This is a genomic window from Ignavibacteriales bacterium, from assembly GCA_026390815.1.
Taxonomy (GTDB): Bacteria; Bacteroidota; Ignavibacteria; order Ignavibacteriales; family SURF-24; genus JAPLFH01.
On record JAPLFH010000046.1, the window covers coordinates 154,484 to 176,125 of the forward strand.

Genomic DNA, 21,642 nt, shown 5'->3' on the forward strand with positions numbered 1-21,642 from the left:
CTAATTTCCTTCGGTTATTGTTAGAAAGTATTCTTCAAGCGATCTAATGGGTACAACTGCATTTACTAAAATGTTATTTTGAACCAGGTATTTATTGAGTTCAGGAATTTCATCTTTTATTACATTGAAGAACATTGCTGATTCTGTATTTGAGTATAATTTTTCTTTCCACCCCGAGTTATTAATAAGTTTCATAGTTTCTTCTATGCTATCAACTTCAATCTTTACTTTTAAATTTCCTGAGTTAAGAATATCCTGAACATTCCCTTCTACAATAGTTGATCCTTTATTTATAATTATCATTCTGTTTGCAATCAGTTCAACTTCGGAAAGTATATGCGATGAAAGAAAAACCGTTTTTCCTCTATCTTTGCTCAGGTGGATGATCAGATCTCGGATTTCTTTCATACCTTGTGGATCGAGTCCAGTTGTTGGTTCATCAAGAATTATTAAGTCAGGATCGTGCAGAAGCGCCTGGGCTAATCCAAGTCTTTGTTTCATTCCATGCGAAAACGTTTTTACTTTGCTTTTAAATCTTTTTTCTAAGCCAACCAACTCTAACAATTCCATTATTTTTTTTGAGGTTGTATCTGCGCCGGAAATTTTTCCAAGAATCTCAAGATTTTTGTAAGCGGAAAGATAAAGGTAGAAATCAGGTTTTTCAACAATAGCACCTATCCTGCGTAAAATTTCCTTTCGTTTTTCTTTTAATTTTTTATCAAAAATTTTAATTTGTCCGGCAGTTGGTCGAATCAATGTAAGCAGCATTCTTATAGTTGTGCTTTTACCAGCACCATTTGGACCAAGAAAACCAAATACATCACCCTTAAATACATTTAGGTTAAGATTATCTACAGCTCTTACTTCCTTGAACTGCTTGGTAAGCCCGTTTACTTCAATCACTTTTTCTTGATTCAACATTTCCTCAAACTTTTTTGAAACATACACAAAAGTTGTACGTCAAAATAAAAAAAAATTATTTAATATTAAGAAATTTTCACCGATAAAAATTTGCTGTTTACCGATTTAGACTATTTAAAATTATGTTTAGTTCATATTATTACATCTCAAATTCAAGATAATTTACCAGGAGAGAAATGACGAAACTGTTTTTGATGATAATTTTGGTTCTTTCATTTACTTTTCAAGCGAATGCTCAGACAGAAAATCATGGTACTTTGAGCGGATATGTATATGATTCCTCAAATGGAGAAGGACTAATAGGAGCCAGCGTATATTTAAAGGATTTGAATGTTGGTGCAACTACAAACCTTAGCGGTTATTTTGTAATTCCAAATACTCCAACCGGAAATCAAACTCTTGTTATAAGCTATATTGGATACAAAACTCAATTGAAAAATTTATTTGTAAGTATAGATGAAAATGAAATTCTTAAGTTCAAACTTGATCCGAGTGCTGTTCAAACAAAGGAAGTTGTCATCACCGGTGATTCTATCAGAACAATTGAAAAGCTGTTTGTAAAACCAATTTCTAAAATTGAATTGAATGCTAAACAGATAAACAGCATACCAAGAGTAATTGAAGCAGATCTTTTGCGATCACTTCAAACATTGCCGGGCATACAACCTCTCTCAGATTTTTCATCTGCTTTGTATGTTAGAGGCGGAACACCAGATCAAAATCTTTACCAGATTGACGGAACAGATGTTTATAATCCAGAGCATGCATTCGGTTTATTCTCAACTTTTAATACTAATGCAATTAAAAAAATTGAATTATCTAAAGGCGGTTTCAACGCAGAGTATGGTGGAAGGCTTTCTTCAATTCTTAGTGTAACAAACCTGGATGGAAACAGGAATAATATTCAGGGCGATGTTTCAATCAGTTTATTATCCGGCGCAACTACACTGCAAGCACCGCTGGGAAATTTTGGCTCTATCTCTGGATCATTCAGAAGAACTTATCTGGATCAAACACTTGCAAAATTTATTGATGAGATTCCTCCATATTATTTTTATGATGGAAATATAAAAACATTTTTGGACCTGGGTGAAAAAGATAAGCTTGTTTTGAGTTTTTATGGCGGAAAGGATAACCTTGATTATAAATTCGATACTAAAGCAAGCGAATCTTTAGGTTTTCATTATGATTGGGGAAATACAACCGGCAGTATAAACTGGAAGCGAATTATCACTCCAAAATTATTTGCCAATTTCTGGATAACCGCAAGTCGGTTTACATCATTATTTACTTATGATGAAGCCAACTTAGAGGAATACAATAAGATTAGTGATTATTCTGTTAAGGGAAATATGGAATACTACTATTCCAAACACTTTATTATAAAGTTTGGTTTTGAAGAGAAAAATTTACACGGAGTACTGTATGAGAACTTTCAAGGTGGAAAGGTAGATGCAAACAAGTACAGGAATCATTATACAGGATATGTTACCACAAACTGGCGCCCAAGTGATAATTTTGATATTGAAGGTGGCTTAAGGTACGATTATTTTAGAACTGATAAACATTATCAAAATCTTGATCCAAGATTCGCAATCAAGTACCGATTAACAGAAACTTCCAACCTAAAATTTTCATCAGGAATTTATCATCAATATTTAAATCGGGTTCCGCGCATGTTCTTTGCAAGTCTCTGGACTTCAGCAGATCAATACACTTCCGGTTCCAAATCTTATCATTTCATTTTGGGATACCAGAAAGAAATAAACCAGATTTACGAACTTGAAGTTGAGGCTTACTATAAAAAGTATAAAGATATTTATTCCTTTAACCAAACAATGCTTACAGAAATTTCTGCTGATTATTATACCGGCGATAATTTGCCAGTTTATACAGAAACCAAAGGAATGTTTAACAGAGGCGATGGTGAATCCTATGGAATAGAGGTTTTACTTAGAAAGGATTATGGGGCTATAACAGGTTGGCTCGGTTATTCGCTTGCAAAAACGAAATATATTTTTGATGATTTGAACCATGGAAAATCTTTCTCCCCAAGGCACGATAGAACGTCAACTGTTAATGTTGTAGCAAACGTAGATATAAAACAATTCTTTGATGAACTGAAAGGAATATCCGGAGTTGAAAGAACATCTAACTGGCTGCTGGGAATTAATTTTATCTATGCAACCGGGCAACCAATGACAATACCAACTTCTGCATATGCAGTTAACAAACTTCCTGATTGGAATGATAATTCAAATGGGCTGTCACTTTATCCTTCTGAGTTAAATACTTTGCGTCTTCCACCTTACATCAGGATGGATATAATTGTTACTTATGAAAAACACTATAATGGTTGGACGCTTGCACCATATCTGCAGATCTTTAATGTTGGAAATAGAAAAAATGTATGGTTCATCAATTACGATAATGAAATAAAAGATAATATTTTCACTCAGAAAATAGAAACGATTAATATGTTCCCGATGCTGCCAAGCATCGGAGTTAATATTAAATTCTAATCTACCAAGAATTAAATGAGAAGTTAAATGAAAATTTTGAAAAGTATAAATATTGAATGGAAAATACTGGTTATGATATTAACAACCTTTTTCTTTTCCGCCTGCGGTGAAGGTACTGTTGATTTAACCCAATCTAAGTATGAACCAAAAATAGTTGTTGAAGGTTATCTTTACCCTGGACATCAAATTGGAGACATAAGGATTTCGAGAAATATGCCTCTTAACAAACAAGTGGATTTTGAAACAATTGTGTTAAAAGACGCAATTGTAAAAATAAGCGATCTATCTGACGGACACGAGTACATATTAAAGTATGAACCAAGTTACTTCACCTTTTTTGTCCCGGTGTATACACCGGTAGAATATGGTAAAAGTTATAAGCTGGAAGTCTGGGCAACAATTGATGGAAAAAATCTGTATGCAAGCTCTACTACAAAGGTTCCTGAGAAAGGATTAAAGATAGTTGACAATCCGGAAAGTTCATTATCTTACAGAGAAAAAGATACTGAAGGAAATTTAAAAAAATATAATATTAGTTTTACACTTTCATATGGTGCTGAATTTTACGCACTGTCTGTGTGTGCGAATTTATCTATACTCAGTTTAAATAATTTCATTTATGAAAATCCTTATTTTAAACCTGATACAAATGACATAAAGGATAATTTCAGTCGATACACAAATTCATCATATACGTTGCAGAATTTTAATCCCTATGCTGAAAAACTGAATATAGATATTGAGTGGACTTCAATATGGTTTTATGGTAAATACCGGGCAATTGTTTATGCAGGAGATAAGAATTTTAAAGATTTCTTTCTTACTCAGGACAATGTTCAGGAAATGGATGGTAATTTCCACGAACCAAAACTACATATCGATGGTGATGGAATAGGAGTTTTTGGTTCTGCTGTTGCTGACACAGTTTATTTTACAATAACTAAATAAATAAAAACTAATTAAGAGGTGCTGTAATGAAAAAACTATTTGTAATTATATTTTTAATCGGGTTAGCTTCTGTTGTACATCCACAGGAGGAAACATTATTGAACGGTGAATTAGAACATGGTGGATATATTGCTCCAAGCGTTAGATTTACCAACCTGAATAATGAATTTGCTGCGCTTGCCGGTGGTTATATTGGATGGGTTGTTAATCATCAGTATGTACTTGGTGCTGGAGGCTTTGGACTTACAAATAAAATTAAAGTAAGTGAAGTCGCGCAGAATACATATAACAGAGGTCCGCAACTTTACATGAACTTTGCATATGGTGGTGGTTATTTGGAATATGTTTGGAGACCAAATGATCTGGTTCATTTATCAGCCTCTGCATTAATTGGTGGAGGCGAATTAAAATATGTTGAAAAAGTTCATCGAGATGATTGGGAATTTGACCGCGAAGATGATATGGTTGCAAGTGATGCTTTCTTTGTAGTTGAGCCCACTATTAATGCTGAAATGAATGTTACTTCATTCTTTAGAATTGATGCCGGTGTTTCTTACAGAATGATTACCGGTCTAAATCTTATTGGAATTAAAAATTCTGATTTGAGCGGCGTTTCTGCAAATTTATCATTTAAGTTCGGACGTTTCTAAAATATAATTTTGTATTTCTCCGTGCTTACTTTTAGCCAATGCATTAAAAGAAAAAGTAACGCGGAGAAATACAATGAAATTTAATTGTAAGAAATTGCTCTAACTACTGCATCATGAATTTTAGGGCGGAATTTACTGATTCTTAAATTGTTCCTTGTTGGATAAACCCGGTTAGTTAAAAGAACAACAAACAAATCTTTTTCTTTATCCACCCACACAGAAGTTCCTGTAAATCCGGTATGCCCGAATGAATTCAATGAGAATAAATTTCCCGCAGATGTACCCGGACTTGATTTTGTATCCCACCCTAATCCTCTGGAGCTTTGATCTGTTTGCTTTGTTGTCCATGAATTTTCAGTTGAAGGTATTATAATTTGCAAGGTATCATATTTGCCTTTCTGAAGCATCATTTGAAGAAAGATTGCAAGATCACCAGCAGTAGAAAACAAGCCGGCATGCCCGGCAACTCCACCAAGTAAATAGGCGGTTTCATCGTGTACTTTTCCCTGGAGTGTAGTCATTCTCCAGTAATTATCAATCTCAGTTGGAACACATCTATTGATTAATTCCACAGGAGGATTATATAAAGTATTTTTCATTTGGAGCGGATTAAAAACTCTTTCTTTCAAAAATGTATCCAGAGTTGTTCCACTAACTTTTTCAATAATTTTCTGAAGCGTAATCATTCCTAAATCACTGTAAAGATATTTGGAGCCAATTGGATAGGAGAGTTCCGTATTCATAATTGAATGAATAACTTCATCAGCATTCTTACAGGTTTTATAAAAAGGTTTCCATTCTGGTAAGCCGGAATTGTGCAGAAGTAAATTTCTTACAGTAATTGTTTCTTTCCCATTGTTCCCAAATTGGGGAAGATAATCAGCAACTTTTTTATCAAGTTGTAATTTCCCTTCATCAAATAAAATCATTGCGGCAGTTGTTGTTCCAATAACTTTCGAGACAGAAGCAAGATCGAAAATTGCATCAGTTGTCATTTTTCCGGATGAAGAGTCGTAAGTGAATTTTCCAAACGCTTCTTTATAAATTATTTTTCCATTATGACCGACACATAAAACACCACCTGGAAAAACTGAATCCTTTAAAGCTGTTTTCATTAACGAGTCCAGTTCATCAAAATTATATCCTGATTCTTCTTCTTTATTAATGCTAATTAGAACATTACTTTTAAGTTGTAAACCATCTCCGATTTTATAGCTTGTATTAGGAATGGAAATTGGAAGTTTTCCAGTGATGTTTATTTTACCAACGATTGCTTTAATCATGGCTTTTTGAGAGACAAGCGGATCGCCATAACTGCACAAATAAGTTGGAACTTCTTGCATTTCAGAAAGAATGTATGGGTTGCCAAGACTCATAAAAACAATTGGTTTATTTAGCTTGTTCAATTTGCTGATAAATTTGATTTGGTTTTCCGGCAGCCCAAATGAATTAGAAGCCGCTCTTACTTTTGAAAATATGGGGACTAAAATCAGATCAGCTTTTTTCGCACTAATTAGTGCATCATTAAAATCTTCCTCATCATTACTTCTGCCAAAGGCAAAATCGGTTAAACCTGGAAAAATTTCCCTTGTTAATTCTGGAAAGGAATATTGAGGAGAATAATATTGATCGCTTAAAACAATGCAAACTGGATTTACATATCTTGATGGCAAGACAGGAATTATTTTATTCTCATCTTTAACAAGTGTAATTGATTTATCAGCTATATCCTGCGCAAGCCGAAGATGAGATTTTTTATTTAGAATTCTTGTAACTTCATCAGGATTTATTATTTTGCTTTTATCAATTTTCAGCCAGGTTTTAGCAGCAAGAATTTTTTTTACACTGTAGTCAATTCGTTCTTCTCCTATTTCTCCATTTTCAACTGCTTTATAAATAGCTTTGATCGATTCTTCTTCGTTTGGAGGGAAGAGGATGCAATCATTACCGGCTTTAATTGCTAAGACAGTTGCACGACCGTTATCGAAATTTTTTGTCAATCCTTTCATGTTCATTGCGTCGGTAACAACAAGACCGGTAAATCCAAATTGCTTCTTTAATAATTTTGTAACAATATTTTTTGATAAAGTTGCGGGAATTCCGGCAATCGGTTCGTAAGCTGGAACTTCAAGATGCCCAATCATTACAGATTTAACACCAGCATTAATAGCCTTCTGGAATGGAACCAAATCATCTTCTTCAAATTCTTTCTTGGTATGATTAAGAAAAGGTAAATCTTTATGCGAGTCTACGTTTGTTGCTCCGTGTCCGGGAAAATGTTTTACAGTTGTTAAAACATTTTCATCTTTGCTTCCTTTAATAAAAGCAAGAGCGTGGTTTGTTGTAAGATTTTTGTCTTCTGAAAATGCCCGTATGTTTATAATCGGATTATTAGCGTTGTCATTCAAATCCACCATTGGAGCATAATTTTGATAAACTCCAATTGATTTTGCCTCCTGAGCAACAATTCTTCCCATCCAGTAAGTAAGGTTTGTATCATTAGCGGCGGCTACCGCCATATTATACGGAAACTCGATTGCTTCCTTTAGGCGCATTCCCAAACCGCGTTCAAAATCAGAAGCAACCAGCAAAGGAATATCGCTTAACTCCTGAAGTTTGTTGGTTAGAAAAACCTGGTTTAAAATATCGCCTTCAAAAAATATAAGTCCGCCAACTTTTAAATCTTTAACAAGGTGAACAAGTCGGCGGAATTGTTTTGAGTCTTCATTCATAAAATCAGCTTGAACCCACGGAAAAACCAATTGAGCGCTTTTATCCATTAAAGACATTTTCCCAACTGTCTTTTCAATTAAAGCAATTTCCTTAGTTGATAGTTTGAACGCAACGTAAGGATCAGGATTTTGTGGAAAAAAGTTTTCAGTCTTTTTATTTAACTCGAAGTCGGAAGACTCGCTCTGGCAAAAACTTCCACTGGATAAAATTAGAAAAATGAATAATATTTTTAGACAGCTTTGGATCATGTTATTTCTTTTCGTCTTCTTCAAGCGGAATAAAAAATAAAGTAATTATTCCAGGAATTCCAAGTAACAAAGTCATAATAAAAAAGCTCTGATAGCCAAGAAGCTGTTGTAAAAAGCCAGCAACAAATCCGGGGAGCATCATTCCAGCCGCCATAAGTCCGGTGGATATTGCGTAGTGCGCAGTTTTATATTCGCTTTTGTTAGCAAGGTACATTAAAAAAACCATGTAAGCTGTAAAACCAAAACCATAAGAGAATTGTTCAAAGGCAACGAAAGGTGCTGCAAAAAATCCTACTGGTTTTATGAATGACATAGTTACATAAACAAACATAGGTAACTGGATAATAATTGCCATAGGCCAAAGACATTTTTTTAAACCGTATTTTTTAATTATCAAACCACCAACAATTCCACCTGCAAGCAAACAACCAATACCGATCGTACCATAAACAATTCCAACTTGCTCTAAGGTTAAACCTAATCCGCCTACTTCCGGTTTATCTAAAAAGAAAGGGGATGCCAGCTTTATTAAGAAAGCCTCACCAAAGCGATAAAGAAATATGAACGCCAGGATAACACCAATTTTTTTCTGTTTAAAGTAAGTAGCAAAAACATCCGCAAATGCACCCTTTGCTTTTGGTGCAGGTGCATCAATAACCGGATATGGTAAAATGAATTTATGATAAACAAAAAGTATAATGTAAATAACTGCCGCTAAACTAAAAGCGAATGTCCAACTAATTATAATATTTCCCCGGTCCGATGGATCTGATGTTCTGGATAATAAAAATCCTGCAAGCCAAACTAAAAACCCCTGACCAAAGATCATTGATAGCCGGTAGAATGTTGATCTTATACCAACAAAACCAGCCTGATTTTCTTTGTTAAGGGATAACAAGTAAAAACCATCCGCGGCAATATCGTGAGTTGCAGAAACAAACGCGCCAATAAAAAAAGCTGCAAGGGAAAGATAAAAGAAAAATGAAAAGTGAAGCGAAAAAGCAATCGAAGCTAAACAAAACGTCATTGCAAGTTGAGTGAAAACAATCCAATTCCTTTTTGTTGAATTTGTATCGACTATTGGACCCCAGAACATTTTGATAACCCAAGGAAGATAAAGTAAACTTGTCCATGCAGCAATTGTTGCGTTATCAATTCCCATCTTTTTGTAAAGAATTACGGAAACTGCATTTATTAATATATAAGGCGTTCCTTCTGCAAAATAAAGAGTAGGAATAAAGGACCAGGGATTACGAGTTGTAACTTTTTCATTAGCCATAAATTTTCTCCAGGTAGAATTTCATAAAATATATTTTGATAGTTCTTAAGATATTAAGATTGATGGGAAAATAGATTTTCATATTAAAATTTAAACCCGACCTTTTGCCATAAATATTGCTCCCATTGTAGGAGGGAAGTCTGGTGCTTTAATTAAAATGTTCGGAATGAGTTTTTCAACTTTAGTTTTAAACAATTTTGAAAAGTAATTATCAGTAGTTATTATTCCACCAATTAACGAGAGTTTAAATTCTGCCAAATTTAATTTCTTTATCATTGCCAGAATATGTAAAACTAATTCGTGACTTTCTTCATCTAAAATATTAGTACAAATTTCATCACCTTTTTCGGCAGCTTCAATAACCAATGGCGCTGCGGATGCTATATCAAAATTATTCTTGTAGATTTCTATAATAAGTGATTCCGGAGAATCAACTTTGAATTTTTCTGCAAACAAGTGTGTAAGAAGTGTTGTATGACCTCTTCCATCAAAATGCTTTGCCATAAAGGATAAACCTTTTCTGCCAATGTTGTATCCGCTGCCCTGATCTCCGATGTATCTTCCGAATCCACCAACACGATGGATTTTTCCTTCCGAATCTTTACCGAACATAATTGAACCTGTACCTGCAATTAAAATGCTTCCAGGTTTTCCGGAAAATGCACCTTCCAGTGCAATACGTGCATCACTATCAACGTAAAAGTTAAGATGTATTCCTTTTGAATTAGCAAAATCATTAAATGCCTTTTCAAGTTTTTCTGCATCAATTCTTCTTCCAGCACCGGTTGTACCTAAAACGATTGAGAGAAAATCTTTGTAATCAGCATTTAGCTTATTCTTGCATTCATTAATTAAACTAAGGAGCATTTCAGAAACTTTTTCAGTCCCAATTATTAAAAAATTAGACGGTCCGCCGGTGCATTTGTACAGGATATTTCCTTCAAGATCAGTTGCAATACAAGCAGTTTTAGTTCCTCCACCATCCATACCGATTAGATATTTCATTAAGCATCTCTTTATTAGTTGTTAATAGCTTCCGCAAAATATAAAAATTTGTCGGAAGTTAAAAATAAAAAAGCCACCAAAGCAGTGGTGGCTATAAAATTAAATTTGATTTTTACTTGAATGATAAAAATAGTTCGAATTCGGTAGTCTTGATTCTGAGCTTTATTTAAGAACCAAGAAACCAGTTTACATTTCTTTCTCGGCAGTTAGGATTTTTCCTTCCACAAAAATACCGTGTTCCAGGTTATCTTTTGTTATGTATACAATTCCATCTTCATTATGTGGTTTACCATATTTGGAGTGAACTGATTTTAATCCACCTAACCATTTTCGTTTATCGGAAATGTAAACAAGATCATTTTCTTCTGCAGCCATTCTTTTCATATCAGCAACAGAAAAGTTAATACTACCATCATCTACATCTTTTAATTTCCAATGCATCTTAATAACTTCACCTTCACGTTCATTAACTTTACTTCCTTTGAACATTTCCTTAGCTAAAGCGATAGAAGAGATTGTTAAACCACGAGTTTTTTCTTTTTGATCGTATGGAATGTAATATGCGCTTGCAATTGCTACAAGAATCGTTAATAAAATTGAAGATGCAAATAGAAAATACAAATGACCAACATTAAAGAAAACCAATAAAAGTAAAACTACTATTAACGAAATTAATGAAATCATAATTGGTTTACTGTTACCAAAGGATTTTATTTTATTTGATACACTAATAAATTGTTTATCCAGGAGAGTTACTATTATGCCAATGCTCATTAACACAATTAAATTGTATAGTGCATTAATATAAATGTATGGTGGTTTTTTGGGCAGAGGCATTGTGCCTTGTGCAAATGCTCCTTGTAAAACTAATGGGTAGTAAGTTCCAAGAATCATCAAAACAACGCCGCCTACCAATGTGGAGGTTAAACCAATTGCACTAAATCTATTCCAGAATACACCAAAGAACATTGCCACTACAAGTGGTGGAGTTATTGTTGATTGAAAATACGAATGTGCCTCATAAATTGTTGGGAAGAAATTAAAAGGTATAACCGCTATTGCTCCAAGTATAGTAAAAACAACGGTTGCAAGTCTTGCATTAAAAAGATTTCTTTTTTCAGTTTCTTTATAAGTCAGATCTTTCTTTTTCAACCAGAGTCTTACTGGTTTATCAACATCATTAATCCAAATGGCGGCAGTTGCGTTTAATAATGTACTCACTGTAGACATTAATGCCGCCGCAAGAGCTGCTATAACAAATCCAAAAACACCGGGTCTGGAGATTATGCTGGAAACTACAACAAAAATAGAATCCGGTGAAGTTGTTGCCGGAATTAAAGAAGGAAATTTTATTGATAATGCTTTACCAATCCAACCAGCATTCCCAACAACAATTGCAGATAGCGGTAGCATAAACAGAGTATTGAATGTGGCAGCTTTTCTTCCTTCATTTACATTTTTGGTAGCCATAAACCTCATTAGAATTCCCATATTCATAAAAAGGAACATAATGGATTCTGCGATTCCATCCTGCCAAAAAACACCTACAAAATTAAAATCAGGTGGATTGTTAAAGTTTGCTAATGGTAATTTCCAACTCGTTGGTAATAAATTCCAGAATTCACCCCATCCACCAAGATATGCTATGCCTAATCCAAAAACTAAAAATCCAGCAAATAAAAGCATTATACCTTGAACAAGATCTGTAAAAATAACAGCTGTTTGTCCACCGAATGTAATGTATGTACCTGTTATTATTGCAGTAACAAAAACAATTCCCATTATTGTTATCTGAAAGGTCATCCCGAATAATTCAAAACTTTGAGGCAGCATTGGTTGAAGAGCTTTAGCCATTGTCAGAAATCCAACTCCAACATAACCGACTAAGTATAATAATTGTAAAACTGTAACTAAGAATCTAGCAAAAGGACTGAATCGTCTTTCAAAATATTCCGGAATTGAGCGAATTTTAGAATAGATTAAAATAGGCAGCCAGCCAAAAACAAAAAATGGTACAAAGAACCAATCGTTCATGTAAGACATTGTTGAAGAAAAACCGTGCTCCCAACCTTTGGCGGAGTACTTAATAAAACTGTGACTGCTAACTCCAGTTGCAACAATTGACATAGCAATAATCCACCAGGTAAATCTTCTTCCACCAAAAAAGAAATCATTGGTATCTCTGTTATATTTGCTGAAATATGTGCCAAATAATAAGATGCCTACAAAGTAGATAGCCATAACTATCCAATCTAAACTAGTTCCTAAGCTATGAAATACATGCATATTTTTCTCACCAGTATAATGCTGCGTAAATAAAAATGAAATGAATAAACATAAAATAGAAGTATCCAAAAAACAGAACTTTAAGCCAAAAGCGATGTTCTTTTTTCTTAAGGTTCATTGCCCCAGCTCTTTTTGTAACAATTAATCCTATTACAAAACAAATTCCTCCAATACTATACAAGTAAATGAAAGGAAGCCAAGAATTTGCAAAAGTGATCATAACAATTATCTAATTAGTTTAAAAATAAATTGGGACAAAGTTATGTAAGCCATTATTTATTTGCAAATAAATAATGAGTCTGACTTAAAAATTGGATTTAAGCAAAGTCTTTCCCACGCAGGTCTTCCTTTGCATTTTATTGATCATTTATATCATGTATTAACAATTGAATCGGAAATAATTCAACAATTTTTCTTTAAGTAGTGCAATGGTGTATAAATAAAAGTGAAGCTAAATCAATTTAAAAATAAAGTTTGTAGTTTGGTTATAAAAACAGATAAGAAAGCGTGATCCGAACTTTTAAAATTTGGATCCACCTTTCGCATTATTACCAATCCCCAACTTTGATAAACCAGGAATGTGGCAATGGAAATATTTGTTGTTTTTTTATTAAAACTTGATTTCAGGAAATCAAGGATCAGGTCAGATTCCTTTTGAAAAAGACTTTTTTGTATTTCAATATCTTTTTCCAGTGCTTGATCTTTAAAGAAATGATTAATTAATTCAAATATCAGTGGATATTTTTCTGATATATTTTCTTTTACTCGGAAATAATTAAAAATGCGTTCTGGCAATTCAATTCCATCCTTAAAAAGATTTTCCCTTAAATCCTCAATTAGCTTATCGATTTCACCTGTAATCACATCGTAAAAAATCGCTTCTTTAGACAGGAAATAATGATAAACTGTTGCCTTCCCAATTCTAAGATCCCTGGCAATTTCTTCAATTGTTGTTTTAGTAAGTCCATGCCGGGCAAACCGTTTTTGGGCTGTCTTTAAAATTTGATCTCTTCTTGGGTTATTTTTCATTTGGTAAACCAGGTTAATTAACGAATGGAAAGATACAAAAATTATGAAAGAAAAAATTATTGCATTTCAACCAGTATGTGCCTAAATTTACACCTCTTTTATAAATGCGTATAAATTTGAATTAGCAGGAGGCAAGGTAAATTATGGCTATGATGGCCAAGATGAGGAGTTTAGCACCAGCTTTTATTATTGCAGTTGGCGGAATTTTTGTGCTCTTTATGGTTATTTCCGATTCAAGTGTATTACAGATATTTGGACAACGTTCAAACGATGTTGGATCTGTAAATGGAGAAAAAATATCATATCAACAATTTTCTGCTTTATTAGAACAGGCAAAACAAAGACAAAAATCGCAAACAGGTAAAGATGTTGATGAAGAAAATTCAGATTCATTTAACGACCAGGTTTGGGATGCACTTGTTACTCAAGAACTTATTAAAAAACAAATAAAGAATTTTCATATAACTGTTACAGACCAGGAAATTAATGATGTTATTTTTGGTACTAATCCACCTGATTTCTTAAAAAGGCAGTTTACAGATTCATTAGGCAGATTTAACCGCCAATTATATGAATCCACACTATTACAGCAGAAGAAAGAAGTTCTATTAGCTGTTGAAGAACAAGTTCGTCAAATGAAACTTCAGGAGAAATTGCAAAGTTACTTATTTGCAAGCATCACAGTTAGTGAAGGCGAAATTAGAAGAAAATTTATTGATCAAAATACTAAAATGAGCGGTGATTATGTTTTAGTTGATGTTAATTTAATTCCTGATGGTGACGTAAAAGTAACTCAGGAAGACTTGAAGAAATACTATGAAAAAAACATCGATAAATACAAAATTGAACATCAAAGAAAATTAAAATATGTTCTCTTCTCAAAACTTCCTTCAAGGGAAGATTCAGCTTCAATTAAAAATAACCTTGCTGCAATAGTTACGAAAGCGAAAGGTGATACAGCTTCATTCAAGTCTTATGTAGATATTTATTCTGAACAACCTTATAAAAAAGACACGGTAAAACAAAATCAATTGCCTCCGGATGGTGGTGATTTATTTACAAATGCAAACAAAGGCGATTTAATTGGTCCACTTATAACTAATGAAGGTTATGTTATATTTAAGTTGATAGATAAAGTTGCAGCTAAACAAACTACAGTTAAAGCATCTCACATTCTTATTCCACTTGGCGGGGATGATAAAAAAGCTCAAGCTGATGCAATGGATGTGTACAATAAGTTAATTGCCGGGGCTGATTTCGCTCAACTTGCCAGAGAAAAATCCTCAGATTTCGGAAGCGGTAAAAAGGGAGGCGACGTAGGTTGGTTTGGTAAAGGACAGATGGTTAAGGAATTTGAAGATGCTTGCTTTAATGGAAACATTGGAGTTATACAAAAACCAGTAAAAACTTCGTATGGTTATCATATAATTAAAGTAACTGGAAAAGCAAACACCGATTATGTCGTTGAAAAGATCGTTAATAAAATTAAAGCATCTGGTACAACAGTAGAAAATTCTTACAGCTCAGCAACTGATTTTGCTTATCTTGCTGGTAAAAGTGATTTTGATTCTGAAGTTAAACTGATGAATTACAAAGTGCAAGAGACTGCTCCATTCAAAGATGATGCTACTTACATTCCCGGTTTGGGAGCTAATAAAAGTTTAGTTGAATGGGCTTTTAAAAAAGATTTAAATGATATCAGCGAAGTTTTCAAAGTTCCAAACGGATATATCATAGCAAAAATTTCTGAAATTACTAAAGCTGGAGTTAAGAAATTTGAAGAAGTAGAAAAATCGCTTGTTCCATTATCCACAAGAGAAATGAAATTTAATAAAGCAAAAACAATTGCTGAAAAGATTTATAGCCAGGTAAAGAGTGGTGCTATTCAATTGAATAATGCAATTTCTTCATACAGTAGCGCACATTATGATACTACTGGTAATTTTACACCATCCCAAAGCATTACAAACGTTGGAAGAGATTTTACTTTTAACAGTAAAGCATTGGAAATTCCACTCGGTAAAATTTCAGAACCAGTTAAAGGTCAACGTGGATACTATCTATTAAGAATTACTAAGCGAACCTCGTTTGATGAAGCAGCATTTAAAATGCAGAGAAATACTTTGCGGGATAATACAATGCAGGAAAAGAAATCTTATTTCTTTAACCAGTGGTTAACACAATTAAAGAAAGAATCTGATATTGTAGATAACAGAAGGTTATTCTTTAGATAAAATATATAGATTATCATTTAAAGCCGTGACCGAAAATCACGGCTTTTTTATTTTAGTTTTGAACTTTCATTTGGAAAAAACTATTTTATAGTGTAGGATTGATAAATTTTGATATATGAAAATAAATCTTTCAATATTTTTAATAATTGTATTATTGCCATTAGGTACCCTCAAGGCGCAATTTTCCTATGAGCTATTTAATATTAGTCTAAATGGAAATTACACTACAAGCGCTAAAATTTATTTAAATCCCAATTCTTCGGACATTGATTTGAAAAATCGTTCTAATCCAGTTGAGGATATTTTAAGTCCATCAATTGATTTACGATATGCTTTTACTGAGGAAATCTACTTTGGATTAGAAATAGAATATCTTAAAAAAGTTGGGACACAAGTTCTAACAGTTTTAGGAACTGGTGGAACAAAATCAATTTCTATAGAAGATGGATTTAAAGTAATTCCCATAGAATTATCTCTCTATTATCTTCTTCCTTTTTCTTCAGAAAAATTTAAGTTCTTGATAGGTGGAGGTGCTGCATATTATTATGGATCTCATATTAGAAAATTTGGGGATGAGGAAATATCAAATGTTAAAAGAGATTTCGCCTATGGTATACAGGTGAGTGCAACAGCTGATTATTTTGTGCTAAATTTCTTATCTATCCGTACCGAAATGAAATTTAGAGATCCTGAATTTGAAATTACAAGCAAGTACAATAAATCAACTGTGAATTATAAAGGTGAAACTATCAGGATTTATCAAGAAAAATTTGATTCAAAAATAAATATTGATGGAGTAACCTTTATTTTAGGACTGGCTTTTCACTTTTAATTTTATGTTAATATGAGCATCAAGATTGTTTATCTAAATGGATTTATGGCTTCTGGAAAAAGTACAATTGGGCCAATCCTTGCCAATACGCTTGGCTGGGATTTTTATGATCTCGATAAATTAATTGAAGATGAAGTTGGAAAACCAGTCGTTCAAATTTTTGAAGATGACGGAGAAAAATTTTTCCGGGATAAAGAAACGGAAATCCTTACAAAATTATCAGTGCAAGAAAATGTCATTATTTCACTTGGTGGAGGAACTTCAGTTCATAACAACAACCTGGAAATAATTAAAAGAACTGGAAAAGTAATTTATTTGAAAGCTTCACCAGAGGCGTTATACAAAAGATTGAGATTTAAAAGAGATAGACCACTTATTAACAGAGAAGTTGTTGTTGAATCTAAAAATAAGCTTCGATTAAAAATTTCTCAGCTTCTGCAGCAGAGAGAACCTTTTTATGAACAAGCCGATTATATAATCGACACGGAAATTTTTCAAATTGGTTATACCGTAGACAAAATTGCCAAAATAATTTACAAGAGTATTAATGAAAAAAATTGATGTTAAGTTAAAGACAAATCCTTATTCGATTTTTGTTGGTAAAAATATTTTATCTGGAATTCTTAAAAAACATGATTGGAAAAGCGTTTCTAAAATTCTCATAATAACAGATTCGAACATTGCTGCTCTTTATACTGAGAAAATTAAAAAAATCTTTCAGGTTGTTCCCAAAGAGAAAATGATGTTCGTAATTAAAGCCGGGGAAGAATCCAAATCTTCTAAAACTCTTTCAGAAATTTATTCATTCCTAATACAGAATAATTATGGAAGAGATTCATTTATTGTTGCACTTGGTGGTGGAGTGGTAGGTGATATTTCAGGTTATGCTGCGGCAACTTATATGCGCGGTATTTCTTATTGCCAGGTTCCTACTACTTTATTAGCTGCGGTTGATAGTTCGGTTGGAGGTAAAACAGGTGTAAATTTTCTAAAAACAAAAAATATAGTGGGCGCATTCTACCAACCCAAATTTGTTGTAGCTGATTTAGATTTTTTAACTACATTACCGGCGGAAGAGTGGACATGTGGATTAGGTGAAGTTTTAAAATATTGTTTTTTATCTGATTCCAATTCAATTAATTACTTCCAGAAAAATCTTGAAAAAATTTTGAATAATGATTTAATGTTAATTGAAAAAATTATTATCGATTCTGTTAAAATTAAATCCGCAGTAGTTACACAGGATGAAAAAGAATTGGGACTCCGACAAATTCTTAACCTTGGTCATACATTTGCTCATGGATTTGAAAGTCTGCTCAAGTACAAAATTAAGCATGGAGAAGCTGTAATTGCAGGAATTGGTTGTTCAATAATTCTATCTTATAAAATTGGGATTCTAAGCAAAGAAAAGTTTTTGAATTTTGTTAATTTGATTAAAATGTTTGAAGCTAAAATAAATTTAAAGAAATTAAACAAAAACAAATTGTACGATGCGATGTTAAAGGACAAGAAAAATAAATTGGGAAAGATAAAATTTGTTCTTCTTAAAGATATTGGACAGGTATTAATTGGTGTAGAAGCCGATAAACAGCAAGTTATGGATACTTTTAATGATTACACCTATTACTTTGAAAACAAATAAGCAATTTTTAATAATTTTGTTGATATAAAAGTAGCTGGATCATTCAACATTCATTTTTTGATAAGCATTATAAAATTTAGCACAAAAATTCCGTACTCTCTTACTTTCATCAAATTTTGCTGCTTGCTTTACCATAAAAACTCCCCTTGGATTTCCAATTTTTATTAGTGATAAAGCAGCCTGGATACGGGCACTTTCTTCGCTTTCTGAATGTAACATTTTAACTAATGGTAAAACTGCTCTTTCTGTTTTGTATTCGCCCAAATAATAGGCAGAGCTAATCCGTAAACCAAGATTGTCAGAACTTACTCCTTCTAACAAATTATCTTCGATAGCTTCAATATTTGTATTTACTTTAGCTTTTTTTGGATTTTCGGCATAAACCGAAGCACTAAAAATTAAAGTGCTTAATAAGATCAAGAAAATTAAAAAACGTGTCTTCATTTTTGTCCCTTTCAATGTAAAACTTTTTTCTTTTCAATACTTATGACGATTACTTATTCAAATAAGTTGCTACATAATCATGTGGTTTTTATAAATTATGGTTGAAAAATTATGAGTTTAATTTGGTACTCGATTTGAAATGATAGTTGTCTTTAGGAATTATTATCAGCATTTATTAGTGGAGCTTTTATTTCGTTAAACTTATACTAATTTCCATAGGTTTAAGCAAGAAATATTTTATATAATTTATGCTTTAAATTTCTCTTTTCTTAAATCCCATTATAATGTATTTTTCTCAAGTCGATAATAACGGGTAAGCGGCTTATAAAACAAAAGCCTGGATTTGCTTGGTAAAATTATTATAGAACAGTTGCACTTGTAAGGAAGATTATTCATATCAATAAAAATTAAAAATTTTAAAATGAAGTTCACCAATAAAATATTTAGGAGATTTATGACCAGAAAATTAATCTATCTGTTTTTCATTCTAATCAGTATAAATTTATTTTCACAATCGCCGTTACGTAAAAGTGAAATGAGAGGAGTATGGGTTGCATCTTTGGGAATTGATTGGCCTAAAACCCAGGGAACAAGCTCTTCTGCTATTCAGGCTCAAAAGAATGAATTAGTTGCTCTTTTCAATTCTCACAAAAGTTATGGAATGAACGCAATCTTTTTTCACGTTCGCCCAATGTGCGATGCAGTTTATAATAGTAAAATTGAACCATGGTCTGCCTATTTAACGGGCGATCAGGGTGTAGCACCATCAGATCCAAATTACGATCCTTTAAAGCTTGCAATTGAAGAAGCGCATAAACGTGGAATGGAACTTCATGCGTGGTTAAATCCATACAGAGCGGAATCATCCGGCGGTAGTGCTGTTTCAGCAAATCATGTTATTAATAAACATCCGGAATGGATTATTAAATGCAACGGGTCAGAATACCGATTTTTAAATCCAGGTTTACCGGAAGTGCGCAACTACGTTGTAAATGTAATTATGGATATCGTAAGGCGATATGATGTGGATGGAATTCACTTTGATGATTATTTTTATCCTTATACGGATTACGGTTCCTTTAATGATAACGCCACTTTTCAACTTTATCCAAACGGTTTTACTGATAAAGCTAACTGGAGAGAGAACAACGTTAACCTTTTACTTACAATGATAAATGATAGTATTAAAGCTGTTAAACCCTGGATTAAATTTGGCATTAGTCCTTCTGGAAATCCCGGTGTTAATAGTTCTATTTTTTGCGATCCGGTAGTATGGTTAAAAGGTGATTATGTTGATGAAAATGGTGTACAACAAACTGGTCCGCCATATATCGATTATATTCTTCCACAGCTTTATTGGGTAAAATATAATGGCAATCTTAGCTATTGGTCAGGAACTTCTTTTCTAAATGGTAGACATCTTTACATTGGTGAACCAGCTTACCGGTATACAACAACTGATTTTTCTGTAAATGAATTAGGATGGGAAATTACAACAAACCGAAATACTCCAACCGTAAATGGTTGCGTATATTTCAGTTCCAAGAGTGTTACTAGTAATTTAGCTGGCTGCAACGATTCCTTGAAATATAATTATTATATTCATCCTTCATCAATTCCTAAAATGGATTGGCTGCCTGGTGGCAACACTAAACCAAATGCACCATCAAATTTAAGATTTGAAAAAAATGCTTCAAGCAATAAGTACGAACTTCATTGGGACAAATCTTTACCTGCTTCCGACGGTGACACTGCATTTGCATATTTAATTTACCGGTTTAACATTACTCCTGTTGCCGTTGATGACGCTGCAAATATTTTTGGATATACTGGTACCGGAGAAAATTATCTCCCATCCGCAGAAGCAAAATATTCTGTTACAAAAGGAAATTATTACGTGGTAACAGCAATTGACAGGTATGGAAATGAAAGCGATGCAAGTGCGTATGTACTTTTTTATTCGGCTGATTTAATTCCTGGTAAACCAGAATTAATTTCTCCGGCAAACGGGGATGCAAGCCAGCCTGCTACTGCAAACTTAAAATGGGGCGGGGTAACAAATGCAGAAAGGTATCAAATTCAAGTTTCCAAGGACCCTAGTTTTAATACTATTAATTATAATCTTTTTGAATATAAATCTTTATCTATTCTTTTTAATCAAGTAAGACCAGGCAATAAATATTATTGGCGGGTGAAAGCTTTTGGGGTTGTAGGAGAAAGTGAATTTTCTGATGTCTTCAATTTTAGTTCTGGGATTCCTTTACCACCCACACTAATTGAACCGGAACATGCAAATACACAGGTTGTTGTAACACCAACATTTAAGTGGCACAAATCCAGCAATACAACATCTTATCATTTAAAACTTTCAACTTCTGTTCAATTTAGTAATGGTACATTTATAATTGATAAAGTTGTTAATGACACTTTCTATACTATTACAACTCAACTTGCCACACTTAAAAATTATTACTGGCGCGTGAGTTCAAAAAATTCTGTTGGTGAAGGAGATTGGTCTGCACAATTTGGATTTAGAACAAGATCTACTGTTGATGTCCGGGATGAAAACGGAATTCCGATTACTACTAAACTAAATCAAAATTATCCCAATCCTTTTAATCCTTCTACAGTTATTAGTTATCAACTATCTGGTAAAAGTAATGTATCGTTAAAGATTTTTGATGTACTGGGAAATGAAGTAATAACTTTAATAGAGCAGGAACAATCTGGAGGATTTTATAATTATCCATTGTCAATTTCTAATTATCAATTACCAAGCGGAATTTACTTTTACAGACTTCAGACCGATAATTACATTGAGACAAGGAAACTAATAATCCTAAAATAAATTTACGCTAAAAATTAAATT

At 33.1% G+C, this 21,642-nt stretch carries 15 protein-coding genes; 8 read left to right on the forward strand and 7 right to left on the reverse strand.

The features are described from left to right. Positions 1-921 (reverse strand): ABC transporter ATP-binding protein, encoded by a 921-nt coding sequence (locus NTX22_14660; protein ID MCX6151762.1) that lies wholly within the window; start codon positions 919-921, stop codon positions 1-3. 176 nt (positions 922-1,097) lie between these two features. Between NTX22_14660 and NTX22_14665 the strand changes: the two genes are divergently transcribed. Genes NTX22_14665 through NTX22_14675 form a run of 3 tightly spaced genes read left to right on the forward strand, consistent with a single transcriptional unit; the run spans position 1,098 to position 5,041 of the window. After that, positions 1,098-3,443: a TonB-dependent receptor gene (locus NTX22_14665; GenBank protein ID MCX6151763.1), complete on the forward strand. Its 2,346-nt coding sequence runs from the start codon at positions 1,098-1,100 to the stop codon at positions 3,441-3,443. A 27-nt stretch (positions 3,444-3,470) separates the two neighbouring features. Continuing rightward, positions 3,471-4,391 carry a DUF4249 family protein gene (locus NTX22_14670; GenBank protein MCX6151764.1) on the forward strand — a complete coding sequence of 307 codons (921 nt, stop codon included), beginning with the start codon at positions 3,471-3,473 and terminating at the stop codon, positions 4,389-4,391. A gap of 26 nt (positions 4,392-4,417) precedes the next feature. Further along, on the forward strand, positions 4,418-5,041 hold the full coding sequence (locus tag NTX22_14675; GenBank protein MCX6151765.1) for a hypothetical protein: 624 nt from the start codon (positions 4,418-4,420) through the stop codon (positions 5,039-5,041). A gap of 80 nt (positions 5,042-5,121) precedes the next feature. On the opposite strand, the gene NTX22_14680 is transcribed toward NTX22_14675, so the two are convergent. The 5 genes from NTX22_14680 to NTX22_14700 all read right to left on the reverse strand — a co-directional run bounded on the left by NTX22_14680 (position 5,122) and on the right by NTX22_14700 (position 13,621). Then, complete coding sequence (locus tag NTX22_14680; protein ID MCX6151766.1) at positions 5,122-8,022, reverse strand: serine hydrolase; 2,901 nt, start codon at positions 8,020-8,022, stop codon at positions 5,122-5,124. A 1-nt stretch (position 8,023) separates the two neighbouring features. Then, positions 8,024-9,301: an MFS transporter gene (locus NTX22_14685; protein MCX6151767.1), complete on the reverse strand. Its 1,278-nt coding sequence runs from the start codon at positions 9,299-9,301 to the stop codon at positions 8,024-8,026. Positions 9,302-9,391: 90 nt separating this feature from the next. After that, positions 9,392-10,306, reverse strand: a complete 915-nt coding sequence (locus tag NTX22_14690; protein MCX6151768.1) for a hypothetical protein — start codon at positions 10,304-10,306, stop codon at positions 9,392-9,394. 186 nt (positions 10,307-10,492) lie between these two features. Then, entirely contained in the window at positions 10,493-12,592 is a 2,100-nt protein-coding gene (locus NTX22_14695; GenBank protein ID MCX6151769.1) for a sodium:solute symporter family protein, read from the reverse strand. A 456-nt stretch (positions 12,593-13,048) separates the two neighbouring features. Continuing rightward, entirely contained in the window at positions 13,049-13,621 is a 573-nt protein-coding gene (locus tag NTX22_14700; protein MCX6151770.1) for a TetR/AcrR family transcriptional regulator, read from the reverse strand. 143 nt (positions 13,622-13,764) lie between these two features. Between NTX22_14700 and NTX22_14705 the strand changes: the two genes are divergently transcribed. From NTX22_14705 to aroB, 4 genes are all read left to right on the forward strand, one after another. Then, positions 13,765-15,855, forward strand: a complete 2,091-nt coding sequence (locus NTX22_14705) for a peptidylprolyl isomerase (GenBank protein MCX6151771.1) — start codon at positions 13,765-13,767, stop codon at positions 15,853-15,855. Between the two features lie 115 nt (positions 15,856-15,970). After that, the gene (locus NTX22_14710; GenBank protein ID MCX6151772.1) at positions 15,971-16,687 is read left to right on the forward strand and encodes a hypothetical protein; all 717 of its coding nucleotides are present in this window, start codon (positions 15,971-15,973) and stop codon (positions 16,685-16,687) included. A gap of 12 nt (positions 16,688-16,699) precedes the next feature. Beyond that, positions 16,700-17,248 (forward strand): shikimate kinase, encoded by a 549-nt coding sequence (locus tag NTX22_14715; GenBank protein MCX6151773.1) that lies wholly within the window; start codon positions 16,700-16,702, stop codon positions 17,246-17,248. Continuing rightward, positions 17,235-18,329: a 3-dehydroquinate synthase gene (aroB, locus tag NTX22_14720; GenBank protein MCX6151774.1), complete on the forward strand. Its 1,095-nt coding sequence runs from the start codon at positions 17,235-17,237 to the stop codon at positions 18,327-18,329. The genes NTX22_14715 and aroB overlap by 14 nt, the downstream gene beginning before the upstream one ends. Positions 18,330-18,368: 39 nt before the next feature. On the opposite strand, the gene NTX22_14725 is transcribed toward aroB, so the two are convergent. Continuing rightward, entirely contained in the window at positions 18,369-18,773 is a 405-nt protein-coding gene (locus NTX22_14725) for a HEAT repeat domain-containing protein (protein MCX6151775.1), read from the reverse strand. 454 nt (positions 18,774-19,227) lie between these two features. On the opposite strand from NTX22_14725, the gene NTX22_14730 reads away from it, so the two are divergent. After that, positions 19,228-21,621, forward strand: coding sequence for a family 10 glycosylhydrolase (locus tag NTX22_14730; GenBank protein MCX6151776.1), 2,394 nt, complete (start codon positions 19,228-19,230; stop codon positions 21,619-21,621). The last annotated feature ends 21 nt before the right edge of the window (positions 21,622-21,642 follow it).